The sequence below is a fragment of the Bradyrhizobium sp. 147 genome (genome assembly GCF_023073935.1).
In the GTDB taxonomy this organism is placed as follows: domain Bacteria; phylum Pseudomonadota; class Alphaproteobacteria; order Rhizobiales; family Xanthobacteraceae; genus Bradyrhizobium.
Genome location: NZ_JADPKL010000075.1, coordinates 60852 through 73447, shown reverse-complemented (window position 1 = coordinate 73447; position 12596 = coordinate 60852). Strand labels below are relative to the sequence as shown.

Sequence of the window (12596 nt, the reverse complement as noted above, 5' to 3'; positions counted from 1 at the left end):
GTGATCAAGTCAGAAACGGGGACGGGGTTCCATGCTTCGTAACAACTTGTCTGCCTCGCGCTTGGCGCGGGTTGGCGTTTTCGGGCTTCTTACGGTCACCACCGTAATCATCGTCACCACCGACGCTGCCGAGGCACGGCGCCACCGGCGCCACTACGCGCACCATCGGGTGCAGCGCGATGTATCCGAGAGCTCCAGCTCAAAATTTGCCTCCATCATTGTCGACGGCAATTCTGGCGCGGTGCTCCAGTCGACCAGCCCCGACGCACTGCGTCACCCCGCCTCGCTCACCAAGATCATGACGCTCTACTTGCTGTTCGAGCGCCTCGAATCCGGCAAGCTGAAGCTCGACAGCGAGATGCCGGTGTCGCAGCATGCCGCCGACCAGGATCCGACCAAGCTCAACCTCCGCCCCGGCCAGACCATCCGCGTCGAGGACGCGATCAAGGGCCTCGTGACGCGTTCCGCCAATGACGCCGCCGTGGTGATCGCAGAGACGATCGGCGGCGACGAGAGCGATTTCGCGCAGATGATGACGCGCAAGGCGCGCGCGCTCGGCATGTCCAAGACCGTCTATCGCAACGCTTCGGGCCTGCCGAACGACGAGCAGGTGACGACCGCACGCGACCAGGCTACGCTCGGCCGCGCCATCCAGGAGCGCTTCCCGCGCTACTATCGCTACTTCGCGACCGCCTCGTTCAACTGGCGCGGACAGTCGATCCGCAACCACAATCACCTGCTCGGCAATGTCGAGGGCGTCGACGGCATCAAGACCGGCTACACCCGCGCCTCAGGTTTCAACCTCGTCACCTCGATGCGCCGCGGCAATCGCCATCTGATCGGCGTTGTGCTCGGCGGCCGCAGCGGCGGCTCGCGCGACGCGATCATGCGCAATCTGCTCGCGGAGAATCTCGAGAAGGGCGCGACCACCCACACCGTCGCCGCCGTCACCGAGCGCAACGGCGCCGACGCCAGTGCCGAGGTCGCCGACGCCTCGGATGCCCCCCGCTCTGCCCCGCAGGTCCAGGCCGCGGCGGCCCCCGCTCCCGAGGCCGCCTCGTCCCGCCTTGCCGCGCGTCTGTCGACGCTGGCGGCTGCGACTGCCGCGATGCCGCCAGCTCAGGCCAAGCCTGAAGTTCGCCCGGCTGAAGCCAAGATCGAGCCGGCGCCGCTCACCAATGGCGTGATCTCAAGCCAGCCGCTGTCCATCATCCCCGGCTCGTCCGAACCGATGAAGCCGGTCCGGGTCAAGACCGTTCAGGTCAAGGCCGGCGCCGTGAAGGTCGCCTCCGCTGCCCCGGCGCAGGTGTCGCCACCGGTCACGAACACCATTCCGTCCCGGTCCGATGTCGCGGAAACGTCCGGCGCGGTCGTCGCCCGGGCCGATCTCATCAACAGGCCTGAAATCCCGAGCCAGCCGGAAGCGCCGAAGTCCGAGATCGCCCGCACCGAGCTGCCACGGCAGCCGGCGGGCTTCGGCACCGGCAACGGCATCCTCGGCGTGCTGCCAGCCGCACCCGCCGCCGCTCCCGCCTCGATCGCTCCGAAGCTTGCTTCCGCCGACCCGGCGCCGCGGCCGATTCAGATGAGCGCCACGACCAAGCCGGTCGTCACCCACAGCGGCTGGATCGTCCAGGTCGGCGCGCTCGAGAGCGAGAGCGAAGCCCAGCAGCGCATCGACGCTGCCCGCAGCTCGGCCCGCGGCCTGCTCAGCAAGGCCGACCCGTTCACCGAGCCGGTCGTCGCCAAGGACAATCGCAAGCTCTACCGTGCCCGCTTCGCCGGGCTCGAGCGCGACCAGGCCGAAGCGGTCTGCCGCACCCTGAAGCGCGCCGAAATTTCCTGCATCACCGTGCGCAACTGATCTCTCGAGCCTCTCAAAGCAAATGCCCGCCTTGCGCGGGCATTTTCGTTTTGGGGTGATACCGAGGCTGTTCCGCGACAACCTCTCGTCAACAATTTACGGTTAAAACTTTCCTCAAGGGATCGACCACGCCGACAATGGCGGGCATCGGGGCGACGCAGACAGAGCAAACGGAGTTCACGCGGTACGGGCGTTTGTAGCGTGGTGCCGGAGTTAGCTGTTATGCGCACGAAGCAGAGTATCCTTGGCCTCGTTTACACGGGCAGCGAGATACGTCGAGCCCCCCTGGTCGGGATGGAGTTTCTTCATCAGGGACTTGTGGGCCCTGCTGATGTCGTCGCGCCCCGCGCCCGGCTGCAAGCCAAGGATCTGATAGGCCTCCTCCGCCGTCATTTTGCCGCTCGCCGCCGTGCGACGCTGCCGCCCTGCCGCATCGCCCTGCGCGTTCTGACGCCAAGCGGGAAACCGGCGGTCCAGATAGCTTTCAAGTAAGGCCACACTCTCGGCATCGAATGCCGGAACCATCGCCAGCAGGCCGGCAAGATCGAACTCGCCGAGATCGCGCCCGGCATGAGGTCCGGCAACGATCCGGCCTGTCAGCTGACCGGTGTCGTGGTCGAGCCGCATGTCGAGGAATTGCGAGCGCACGCGCGAGGCCTGTCCGGAGGCGCGCGCCGCGCCGCCGCCGAACAGCCCTCCGACATTGCCGAAGCCGGCGTTGGCCAAGGGTGTCCAGCCGAGCAGCCCCGCGCCGAAGATGCCGAGCGGAATCGCGACCGCCAGTTCGCCCCGCAGACCCGTGAACGCTGCGACCGCCAGCGCCACCACGCCGCCACCGAGCTTGATGGTGCGGGCCAGCACCGCCGGATTGGCGGAGCGGAACATCTGGAGCAGCAGATAAAGCGTGATAACGGCGACAGCGCCGGCGAGCAGGGTCATGCCCGGAATATAGTCGCGCTCTCGGCAAAATGCATCGCGTTCAGCTTCCGCAGCCGGTCGCCAGCCTGATCGCTACCTCATCTGGCCGATCAGCTTCGCCGCAGCGCTCGCGCTCTTCGCCAATTCCAGCAGCGCTTCGGGGCCGCCGGCGGCGTAAGCCGCGGCCGCCCGCAACAGCTCGCGCAATTGCGCCGCCGCGCCAGGATCGAACCGGCACCAGGCACCGCCGGTCAGGCGCGCGATCTCGCGAAAGGTCCGCTCGGCCACGGCGTCATGGCCTTCCTGAAACACAAACACCGGCACCTTGAGCATGCCAAGCTCGCCGGCCCTGGCGCAGAGTTCGTCGGCGTTCTCCTCCATGGCATCGCCAACGAAGACGACGGCCCGCACGCCGGACGCGACGGCCTCGCGCCGGGCCTCGCTCAGCACCTTGCCGATCTGGGTGTCGCCGCCGCGGCAATCGATCTTGCTCATCAATGTCGCAAGCCTGGCACTGTCGGAGATCCACGCCGTCGCCCGGCACTCGTTGAAACCGCGATAGTAGACGAGCCGGACGTCGAGACTGCCGAGCGCCGCAGTCTCGCGAAACATGTCGGCCTGGAGCGCGCAGGCCATGTCCCAGGTCGGCTGCCGGCTCATTGTCGCATCCAGCGCGAAGATCAGCCGCCCCCTCGCGCCGGGCGCATGCGGTGACAACGCACGCGCCTTGGCGACAAAGGCGGCAATGTCATCCGAGGTGGACGTTCCGGCCTGTGGCACTGCGCCGCCGGCTTTCGTCGAGACGGCATCGCCGCGCGGTTTGATGGGGTCGCCCGACATCGCTGCTCAACCATGCGTGGGCAATTAATGTGGTGGGCGCGTAGAGCCCGGTCAATGTGCAAAGCCTCCGCGGAGGTAAGCCGGCGGAGGCTTCGAGATCGGTGTCGATGAGGGAGGCGTCAGCTCTTGGCAGGCGCCATCAATGCAACCGGACCCGGCTCGAGAATCTTGGGCGGAGACGATTGCGTGTCGACCGGTCTGATCTCGCTGTCGGTGGCGCTCAGGAACCTGTCGAGCATGCTCTGAATCGAGTTCTTGGCCGCGTCCGGACCGGTGTCGCGCATGTCATTATGCTGGAACTCGGTCTTCACGACCTGAATGCCCGCCTTCTCGCACTCCTCGTCCGTGGGGATGACGCCCGCATCGGCCTTGAACTGGGGATCGGTGGAACGGAACGACAGGATCTTGAATTTGCCGGCCGTGACGAAGGGAACGCGCAGATTGTCGAGCGTGACGACCTTCTTGACCTCATCCGGATACTGCTTGGCGAAATACATCGTGATGTCGCCGCCCATGGAGTGACCGACCATGGTCACCTTTTCGTAGTCGGCATTCGGCTGGACCTTCTTCATCTCCTGCATGGCTAGATGAATGTTGGCGACGCCGCGCAGGATCTGCGGCAGCCGGCCGACATAGAGCTCGCCCGGCTTGGTCACCATCGGAGGATCGGTCGGCAAATCATGCTGCGGGCTCAGGACCATGTAGCCGCGCGCAGCGAAGATGTTGGCGAGGAAGCCGTACTCGGTGTTCTTGACAGTGTTGCCATGATTGATCACGGCGACAGGCAACTTGATCAGGCCAGCGTTGGCTTGCATTTCCTTGTCGCGGCGCACCGCGATGTGGACGGGCACCGGGCGGTTGTCGCGCGAAGCGTCGTAGAAGGTGATGGTCTCGTGCTTGATGGCCCACTTGCTCGCCGTGAAATAGGCGATGCCGCAGAGAGCACTGACCGAAACCAGAACGGCAATTCCACGCTTCATCTTCGTCCTCAGCCGCAGGCTCTTGCGGCCTGATCCCTGTTGAAAATCGTGTTCTTCGGGGCTCTTTGTCCCCTTGTCGCCTATTCCCTAATATATGTCACAGCAGCGTGACAGGAAGGCTAAATATTGTGAACCGGCAGCCCTTTCATTGTGCGTCGCACACGTTTGTTGGGCACCCTTTGTCATAAGGCTAACGTCAGGGTGCAGGTCGCCATCCGACGCAACCGGGCCCGATCGGGTTCAATTCGTAGTCAACGTGAGATGAAAACGCGCCGAGCGCGGACTGAGTTCCCGCGGCAACTGGCGCTCGGATTTGACGGGAAGTAGCAATATACCGCGGCCTCAGGCGCCGAGGATGTCGTGGACCTCGAGCGGCTTGTCGACCTGACTGAACCATTCGGCACGGTTGGCGGCGCGGCGGCGGCCGCGCTCATCGAGCGGCAGCTTGAGCTGGCGGAGCAGGCTGGTCACCTCCTCCCGCGCGGTGAGATGGCCGAGATTGGGCCGCATGCCGAGCGTGGCCTCGTCGATCTCGTCGAGGGCGGTCAGGCCGCGCGGGAAAAATTCGCGATAGACGACACGTTCGGCGAAGCCGTCGACGTAGCGGAAGCCGAGCCGCAGCGACAAATCCTTCAACCCCTCGGCGACGAGCTGCTTGTTGCGGGAGCCGAGCATCGACAGGCGGTTGCGCACCACGATCCAGTCGGTGGTCGCGCCGTCGAGCTGGCGGCGCTTGCGCCTGACGTCGCGCACCATCTCGGCGTAATGGCTCTCTCCCGTGACCACGTAGTTGGCGGGATCGACGGTGCCGAGCACGTCGAAGTCGAGAAAGCTGTCGTTGATCGGCGTCACCAGCGTGTCGGCCATCGAATGCGCCAGCCGCATCAGGTAGCTGTCGGTGCCGGGCGTATCGATGACGATGAAGTCGAAGCTGCTTTCGACCGCCGAGACCGCCTCCATGAATTGCTGGAACTCGGCATTCTCGTTCTCGGCGATCTGCATGGTCTCGCCGAGCTTGATGCAGCGATGCACCGGCAGCTCGAGGTCGAGCTTGGTGCGGCGCGCCCAGGCGGAACGGTTGCTGATGTAGCGGGTAAAGCTCTGCTGGCGGCAGTCGAGATCGATGGTGGCGACGCGCTGGCCGGCCTTCAGGAGCGCAACCGCGATGTGCAGGGCGGTCGTCGATTTTCCGGAGCCGCCCTTTTCATTGCCGAGCACGACCACATGCGCCGAGCCGGATTGGCCTTGGCTAGCCTGCACAAGCATAGCGATCCTCAATACCCCTAACGAATATCTTCGAGTTGACCGCATCAGCGGTCAAGTGAAATGCGTGACAGGTAATGCAAATTGCAATGCGTCGTTCTTGTCATGAATTGCGGCGTCATCTTTTCGTCTGTGATCCAGCCCACAATGTCGCGACATTCTGCGCGGCCTTAGCCGGGATGCTGTGCCGCATCCGGATGTATGGCGTCCACGATCGCCGCTTGTTAAGGTTAGCCGGTCGCGCGCCGGCCGCCCCCGCACTGATTCCAACCCTATCGAGTCCTGATGTCATCGAGTCCCTTGATCGCCCGCACGGTCCCTGCCCTGCGGCGCGCCGTCGACACTCTCCGCAAGCGAAAGGCCACGATCGCACTGGTCCCGACCATGGGGGCACTCCATGATGGGCATGTGTCGCTGGTTCGCCTCGCCAAGCGACGCGCGAGCCGCGTCGTGGTGTCGATCTTCGTCAACCCCACTCAGTTCGCCCCGACCGAGGACTTTGGCGCCTATCCGCGCACCTGGAAGGCCGACATCGCCAAGCTCGCGGCCGAGGACGTCGATGTGGTCTGGCACCCCGACGTCGAGGCCATGTATCCGGAGGGCTTTGCCACCCGCATTGTGCCGGAGGGGCCAGCGCTGGCCGGGCTCGAGGACCGCTTCCGGCCGCATTTCTTCGGCGGCGTCGCCACCGTCGTCGGCAAGCTGTTCACGCAATGCCGGCCCGACTTTGCGATCTTCGGCGAGAAGGATTTTCAGCAGCTGCGGGTGGTGGCGCAGATGGCGCGGGATCTCGACCTCGGCGTCAAGGTCATCGGCTCCCGCACCGTGCGCGAGCGCGACGGGCTCGCGATGTCCTCGCGCAACGTCTATTTGTCACCGCAGGAGCGGCAGACCGCAATCACGCTTTACCGCGCCATGAGGGAGAGCGCCGGGCGCATCCGTGCAGGCGACGCGATCGCACCCGCCATGGCCGGCGGCGCCGAGATGATCAAGGCGGCCGGTTTCGCCCTCGACTATTTCGAAGCCCGCCATGCCGCGACGCTGGCACCGGTCACCTCGCACAAGGACGGACCCTTGCGGATCCTGGTCGCGGCCAAGCTCGGCACCACCCGGCTGATCGACAATATCGCGGTCTAGAGCAATCCGAGATCACGCAGCTCGCGCCGCATCGGCTCCGGCATCGCCGCGATCGAGCCGGCGGCGGACTTGCCGAGATCCGCGGGCACTGAATCATCGGTCAGATAGCGCCAGCCCTGGAACGGGCGCATCGGCCGCGGCGACACCGAGATCACCTTCGGCTGCATCACGATCCGGCAGCGTCCGATGCCGTCCTTGTCACGGAACGGCTCGATCCCGATGATCTTCTCCCGCGCGGCGATCTCGCCCTTGATGACCCAATAGAGCGAGCCGCCCGAGAGGATCTCGGCGTCGCGCTTGGGCACCATGCGGGTGATGTGGATGTGACGTTGGGGCAGACCCTTCTTTTTGGCGGTCTGCATCCGTTCGGCGATCCACTCCTTCAATTCCTTGACGGAGTCGCAGCCGACGGCGAGCTTGATCAGGTGTAGCGGCATGCCCCAGCATTAGCCGGACAGCCGCGCATTTGGAATGCCGATCTACTCGTTATCCGCAGCCGCTGGAGCAGCCGCCGAGGCTGGCGGCGGCGCGAGCGGAACCGGCGCTGCGGGAGAACGTGCTGCCTTTGGAGCAGGCGGCTTCTTCGCGGCCGACGCAGTTGGTGCCGCAGGCGCTGCGGCCTGTGCCGAGGCCGCTGCCGGCGCGCGCGCTGCCGGCGCTGCGTTTGCGGCCGGTGCCGCCTGGCGCGTGGCCGCAGTCGGCGGCTCGGGATTCATGATGCTGACCGGCGGCGTCGACGAGGCGCTCGGGAACTCGGCATTGGTCGGCTTGCCGGTCGGCATCGACGGCGGCAATCCGGCAAGCGCAGCGGCGGCCGGCATCGCCAGCGCCGTTGCGGGCGCGTTCCAGGTCGGCGCATAGCGCGCAACCAGCGTGTCGTAGCGATGGGAATCCATGTTGGCGGCAACCTGCTGCTGGTCGGTCAGCGAGCGGAACGCAGCGCAATCGAACTGCGTGCAGCCCTCGCGCGCGACCAGCACATGGGCGACGAGGCCGTAGCGATCGCGCTCCAGCGATTTGCGCAGCACCTTCAGGTCCAGTGTCAGGCTCTTCTCGGCCGTGGCGACGTCGCCGAGCGCGGTCAGCCGGTCGATCCTGGCGGCGGTATAGGAGACGGCGGCAGCCGCTGCCTCAGGCGCGCCGAACAGCGCCTTCTCGCAGCCAACGGCCACGGCATCGCCGGCGAGATCGTCGAGGCAGGACAGCGCCGGCAGGCTCGCCGTCACCGACTGCGCGCGCGCTTCGGCCGGGGTCGGCTGCCCCTCCGAACCATAGACGCGCACCGTGGCCGCCCCGGCGATCGCAATGGACAGCAGCGTGATCACGGTCAGCGCGCCGTTCGCGACCGACCTGTCGGCGCGCAGCAGCGTGATCAGGAGGATCAGCCCGAAGAATCCGGCAGCCAGCAGCGTCATCCACATCGGGAAGGCCGGCCAGCGCCAAATTTGGTCGAGCGACCAGGTCATGCGCGACGTCCTCTCACACGAGCAAAGAGCGAATGGTCAAGCGAGCACCGCGAGTCGGCAAACTGCCCCCGCCCCACCTTGCGAAGCCGAAGCGGGCCTTTTGACGGCGAGAGGATACAATTTCCGGAAGGCGCCAATGCGCAGGGTAGCGTCCGTCTTCAGGAGAGCGCGAGCTGGCTTTCCTTGGCGACGCGCTCGAACGCTTCGGTCGAGCTCTTGATCCGGTACTGGCAGTCGTCGCCATCGGTCGGCAGCAGACGGATGATCTCATACGCGCCGCTGGCAGCCGGACGCGCGACATTGCTAGCCGTGAACAAGACGCGCGTTCCCACGGGGAATTTGTGCTTCAACACCCTCTCCATCACTCAAACAGCGCCTGCCTCGCCCAGTGTCCCACTGCGATGGCCGGCCGGAAACCCGGGCCGTCGTATAGCACGAGCCCCGCCCGTTTGGCCAGCGCCATGCCGGCATGACAACCGCCCCAATTTGGCAGTCTTTTCAGAATGATAGAGATGGACCGGCGGGCCGATGATACCGCCGGAGCAGCCCCGTCCGGCGGCATGTCGCAGCTGGATGTCGCAGCGTAGGGAATCATGGCGGCGGCAGGAGCGCCGCCAGCCGGCGCGCGGGCCGCCTTCCCGGCCGGACCAGCGGTCAGGCGTCCTCGAACTTCTCGATGCGAAGCGTTTCGGCGAGCCCGTCCCGGGTCCATTCTTGGAACGCCGGCAGCGCCTGCATCGTGTCCATGTAGGCCTTGGTCTCGGGCGTGACCTCGATCGCATAGGTGCGGAAGCGGTGCACGACCGGCGCGTACATCGCATCCGCCGCGCCGAAGCGGCCGAACAGGAACGGTCCCTTGGCGCCATAACGGGTCCGGCACTCGCGCCAGATCTCCTGCACGCGCGCGATATTGGCCTTGGCGTCCGCCGATAGCGTCACCGGGCGCACGGGGCGGTGCAGGTTCATGCCGCATTCGTTACGTAAGGCCATGAAGCCGGAATGCATCTCGGCGCACACCGACCGGGCATAAGCGCGCGCGGCGACATCGTCGGGCCACAGCTTTTTCTCCGGGTAGCGCTCGGCGATGTATTCGATGATGCTGAGCGAATCCCACACCGTGATGTCGCCATCGACCAACACCGGCACCTTGCCGGCGCGGCTGAAGGACAGGATCTGCTCCTTGTCGGCGGGATTGTCGGTGTAGAGCGGGATGACGGTCTCCACGAACGGGATGTCGTTGGCGCGCAGTGCGAGCCAAGGCCGCATCGACCATGACGAGTAGTTCTTGTTGCCGATCGCGAGTTTCAGCGCAGCCATGTCGTCAATCCTTCCCGAGACGTCCTGAAGCGAGCTGCTTTTAACGCCATAGCCTGCCCCCAATCAATCGTTGCCGCGCCTTGCCATGCGTGGCAATCGTTGCCGCCCGCGAGGAGACGGACATGAGCAGGCACTGGGTCGACATCACCGCCGTCGGCTTCTTCATCATCGAATGGCTGGTCTACGCGCTGACGCTGGAGCATTCGGCCTATGGCCGCGACAGCCTGTCGGCGCGCATGAATCGCTACCGCGAGGTCTGGGTGCGCCAGCTGCTCGAGCGCGACACGCGCATGGTCGACATGCAGATCATGGCCTCGCTCCAGAACGGCACCGCCTTCTTCGCCTCCACCAGCCTGTTCGCGCTCGGCGGCGCGCTGGCGCTGCTGCACGCCACCAACGACGCCATCACGATCCTGAGCAAGCTGCCGATCGACCTCAGCCCCTCGCCCGCACTGTGGGAGCTGAAATGCGTCGGCCTCGTGCTGATCTGCGTCTACGCCTTCTTCAAGTTCGCCTGGGCCTATCGCCTGTTCAACTATGTCGCGATCCTGTTCGGCGGCATGCCGCCGGCGTCCCAGCGCGACACGGTGGAGGCGGAAGCCTATGTCATCCGCACCACGCGCCTGTTCGAATCCGCCGGCCGCCATTTCAATCGCGGCCAGCGCGCCTTCTTCTTCGCGCTCGGCTATCTCGGCTGGTTCGTCAGCCCATGGCTGCTGTTCGTGACCACGGCGGCCGTGGTGGTCGTGACCTGGCGACGGCAATTCGCGTCCAGTGCCTGGGCAGCGATGGCGCCGGGGGTGGTGACGGCTGACGAGGAGAAGAAGCGCGGTCATTGATGCACTGCCGTGCCGGACACGGCGCGGCACGAAGTGACGCGACGCAGAGCCGGGACCCGGCCCACACGGGAAGGCGCTGCGATATAGGCCCCGGCTCTGCAGCGCATCGAAGGGCGCTGCAGAGCCGGGGCACGAGAGGAGAGTGAGGCATGCTCTCTCAACGTCACTGCGAGCCAACGGGTCCGCGCGAAGCGCGGCCCCGTTGGCTCGCAATGACGGAGCAAGGTGAACCAACGTCATTCTCCAACACACATTCAACGCACAGACACGCCTTCGCATTCTCGCGGCGCGTTTCGCCCGAGCTTTGCTTCGTCGCTCCACCCTCAAAGCCGGGAGGGCGCAGGGAAGGCCGGGTGCTGACCTGGCACCCACGGTTCGCTGTGCGAAAGGCACACGCAGGAAAAACTGCACAGCGGCATTAAGCCCAACACACGGCCTTCCCTGCGCAGTGGTTTGACGGCTTATGCCGCGCTCTCCCGGGAGCCGAGTTCGTTCTGGCCTCCCTCGCCCTCGTGGAAGTCACGGACACCGCGCCGGTTGGCGCCAATGCCGCATCCGCAAGAGCTTGACCGTAGCAACGACGGCCAGGACCACACGGTTTTGCCGTACGCGCGGCTCGCCTGCGCCACAGGGTTCGACGGCGTTGTGCACCTTGCCATCGACATGCTGGCGCGACGAACCTGACAGCGCCGTCCGTCTGCGCGAAGCTTAAGGGCTCACGGAGAGCAATCCGCCCTGCCCTTGGCCTTTCGCGCCCGACGCTGCCGCGTCCACCGCAAGCCCAGCTCCGCGATCATCACGACACATGATCGCCCCTCTCGGATGAGCCGGGATGGGCGACACATACGTCATTTCCGAATTTCGGTAAAGCGGAATATTTTCGCAAGAGAGGATTGACAGAGCCGCGACACAGGCGCGGCGACGGATCGAGCGCGGCGCGATCGGGGAAAGTGTCAATGGCGAGCAATCACCCGGATTACGCTGCGCTCCATTCGGGCTACACGACTACGTCCTAGCCCCCGCCAAAATCCCGCGGGCTGAACGGCAAATCCAACACCTTCCATTCCCCGTATTTGTCGGCCGGCAGCATCTTGTAGGGCTGGCAGTTCTGGAGCGCGCTCATTGCGGACTTGACGATGGCGACGCCCTTCGCGGACGGCGGGGCTTCCATCAGGATCGGCTCGCGTGCCAGCGTGCCGTCGGTGGCGAACACCGTGCGCAGCTTGACATGGACGTTGTCGGTTGGCGCGACCCCGGACGGCAGCTTGGCGCACTTTTTCAAGTGACGGCGCAGTTCGACGATGACCTCGGGCGGCAGCTTGGCGGCGATCGAATCCTTGGTGTCGCCGCCGTCGTTCTTGGGGGCGTCTTTCGGCAGCTCCGTCGGCAATTCAGGCGGCAGGCCCAGCATGACGCCGTATTTGACGGTGACGTCGGGCTCCGGAGCCTGATAGGCCGGCGACGGTGCGGCCTGGGGCTGCTGCATCGCCTGTGATGGCGGCGTCGGCGGCTGCGGCGGCTGGGCTTGCTGCGGAGGCTGTTGCGGCTGTGCATTGGCCTCGCGCGGGTCCGGCGGCGAAGGCTGTTTCTGCATTTGTTGCTGCTGCGCAGAACGTTGCAGCTCGGGCGAAGCCTGCGGTGACGGCGATGGCGCGGGCTGCTGCTTGGCCGTCGCATCCGACTTGTCGGCCAATTCCAGCTTCGGCAGCTTCAGGTCGGGTTTCGGCTCCGGCGGCTTCTCCCTCGCCTCTTCCTGGGCCTTCTCCTCGGCTTTGGCCTCCTCCTCCTTCACCTGCTCCGGCGTGACGATGTCGACCGTAACAGCCTCGGGTGGCGCGGCGTGGAACGGATGGACTTCGCTGATCAGGATGATCAGCGCCACCAGCGTCAGATGCGCGATCGCCGACGCCGCAACGTCCGTCCGTATGATCTTCCGCAGTTCCATCGACTGACTTCGGGTTGCCGCGCTGGT

Annotated in this window: 12 protein-coding genes; 3 read left to right on the top strand and 9 right to left on the bottom strand. The window is 65.6% G+C overall.

Translation table 11 applies throughout. The features are described 5' to 3' along the window. Positions 1-31: 31 nt before the first annotated feature. Positions 32-1864 carry a D-alanyl-D-alanine carboxypeptidase gene (locus IVA87_RS16405; protein WP_247300739.1) on the top strand — a complete coding sequence of 611 codons (1833 nt, stop codon included), beginning with the start codon at positions 32-34 and terminating at the stop codon, positions 1862-1864. Positions 1865-2077: 213 nt separating this feature from the next. Here the strand turns inward: IVA87_RS16405 and IVA87_RS16400 are convergent, their stop codons facing one another. The 4 genes from IVA87_RS16400 to IVA87_RS16385 all read right to left on the bottom strand — a co-directional run bounded on the left by IVA87_RS16400 (position 2078) and on the right by IVA87_RS16385 (position 5868). After that, positions 2078-2803, bottom strand: a complete 726-nt coding sequence (locus IVA87_RS16400; RefSeq protein WP_247300738.1) for a DnaJ domain-containing protein — start codon at positions 2801-2803, stop codon at positions 2078-2080. A 72-nt stretch (positions 2804-2875) separates the two neighbouring features. Beyond that, entirely contained in the window at positions 2876-3622 is a 747-nt protein-coding gene (locus IVA87_RS16395; RefSeq protein ID WP_247300737.1) for a VWA domain-containing protein, read from the bottom strand. A gap of 119 nt (positions 3623-3741) precedes the next feature. Then, positions 3742-4602 carry an alpha/beta fold hydrolase gene (locus IVA87_RS16390; RefSeq protein ID WP_247300736.1) on the bottom strand — a complete coding sequence of 287 codons (861 nt, stop codon included), beginning with the start codon at positions 4600-4602 and terminating at the stop codon, positions 3742-3744. Positions 4603-4944: 342 nt separating this feature from the next. Beyond that, on the bottom strand, positions 4945-5868 hold the full coding sequence (locus IVA87_RS16385) for a division plane positioning ATPase MipZ (RefSeq protein ID WP_247300735.1): 924 nt from the start codon (positions 5866-5868) through the stop codon (positions 4945-4947). A gap of 282 nt (positions 5869-6150) precedes the next feature. Here IVA87_RS16385 and panC point away from each other — a divergent pair, with 282 nt between their 5' ends. Next, a complete protein-coding gene (panC, locus tag IVA87_RS16380) occupies positions 6151-7002 on the top strand; it encodes a pantoate--beta-alanine ligase (RefSeq protein ID WP_247334231.1) in 852 nt (283 codons plus the stop codon). On the opposite strand, the gene IVA87_RS16375 is transcribed toward panC, so the two are convergent. The 4 genes from IVA87_RS16375 to IVA87_RS16360 form a co-directional block, all read right to left on the bottom strand. Continuing rightward, on the bottom strand, positions 6999-7439 hold the full coding sequence (locus IVA87_RS16375) for a DUF1489 domain-containing protein (protein ID WP_247275751.1): 441 nt from the start codon (positions 7437-7439) through the stop codon (positions 6999-7001). The two genes, panC and IVA87_RS16375, sit on opposite strands and share 4 nt — an antisense overlap. 42 nt (positions 7440-7481) lie before the next feature. Then, positions 7482-8468 (bottom strand): hypothetical protein, encoded by a 987-nt coding sequence (locus tag IVA87_RS16370; RefSeq protein WP_247334230.1) that lies wholly within the window; start codon positions 8466-8468, stop codon positions 7482-7484. 158 nt (positions 8469-8626) lie between these two features. Next, on the bottom strand, positions 8627-8830 hold the full coding sequence (locus tag IVA87_RS16365) for a hypothetical protein (RefSeq protein WP_247275749.1): 204 nt from the start codon (positions 8828-8830) through the stop codon (positions 8627-8629). A gap of 292 nt (positions 8831-9122) precedes the next feature. Continuing rightward, positions 9123-9785, bottom strand: a complete 663-nt coding sequence (locus tag IVA87_RS16360) for a glutathione S-transferase family protein (RefSeq protein WP_247300732.1) — start codon at positions 9783-9785, stop codon at positions 9123-9125. Between the two features lie 122 nt (positions 9786-9907). Between IVA87_RS16360 and IVA87_RS16355 the strand changes: the two genes are divergently transcribed. Continuing rightward, positions 9908-10624, top strand: a complete 717-nt coding sequence (locus IVA87_RS16355) for a DUF599 domain-containing protein (protein WP_247334229.1) — start codon at positions 9908-9910, stop codon at positions 10622-10624. Between the two features lie 1012 nt (positions 10625-11636). On the opposite strand, the gene IVA87_RS16350 is transcribed toward IVA87_RS16355, so the two are convergent. Then, complete coding sequence (locus IVA87_RS16350) at positions 11637-12569, bottom strand: hypothetical protein (RefSeq protein WP_247334228.1); 933 nt, start codon at positions 12567-12569, stop codon at positions 11637-11639. Positions 12570-12596: the final 27 nt, after the last annotated feature.

Excerpts from the sequence above, each read along its gene's own strand:
- IVA87_RS16370 (WP_247334230.1), bottom strand. The coding sequence starts at position 8,468 with ATGACCTGGTCGCTCGACCAAATTTGGCGCTGGCCGGCCTTCCCGATG.
- IVA87_RS16355 (WP_247334229.1), top strand. The coding sequence starts at position 9,908 with ATGAGCAGGCACTGGGTCGACATCACCGCCGTCGGCTTCTTCATCATC.
- IVA87_RS16375 (WP_247275751.1), bottom strand. The coding sequence starts at position 7,439 with ATGCCGCTACACCTGATCAAGCTCGCCGTCGGCTGCGACTCCGTCAAG.
- IVA87_RS16385 (WP_247300735.1), bottom strand. The coding sequence starts at position 5,868 with ATGCTTGTGCAGGCTAGCCAAGGCCAATCCGGCTCGGCGCATGTGGTC.
- IVA87_RS16390 (WP_247300736.1), bottom strand. The coding sequence starts at position 4,602 with ATGAAGCGTGGAATTGCCGTTCTGGTTTCGGTCAGTGCTCTCTGCGGC.
- IVA87_RS16365 (WP_247275749.1), bottom strand. The coding sequence starts at position 8,830 with ATGGAGAGGGTGTTGAAGCACAAATTCCCCGTGGGAACGCGCGTCTTG.
- IVA87_RS16360 (WP_247300732.1), bottom strand. The coding sequence starts at position 9,785 with ATGGCTGCGCTGAAACTCGCGATCGGCAACAAGAACTACTCGTCATGG.
- panC (WP_247334231.1), top strand. The coding sequence starts at position 6,151 with ATGTCATCGAGTCCCTTGATCGCCCGCACGGTCCCTGCCCTGCGGCGC.
- IVA87_RS16400 (WP_247300738.1), bottom strand. The coding sequence starts at position 2,803 with ATGACCCTGCTCGCCGGCGCTGTCGCCGTTATCACGCTTTATCTGCTG.
- IVA87_RS16350 (WP_247334228.1), bottom strand. The coding sequence starts at position 12,569 with ATGGAACTGCGGAAGATCATACGGACGGACGTTGCGGCGTCGGCGATC.
- IVA87_RS16395 (WP_247300737.1), bottom strand. The coding sequence starts at position 3,622 with ATGTCGGGCGACCCCATCAAACCGCGCGGCGATGCCGTCTCGACGAAA.
- IVA87_RS16405 (WP_247300739.1), top strand. The coding sequence starts at position 32 with ATGCTTCGTAACAACTTGTCTGCCTCGCGCTTGGCGCGGGTTGGCGTT.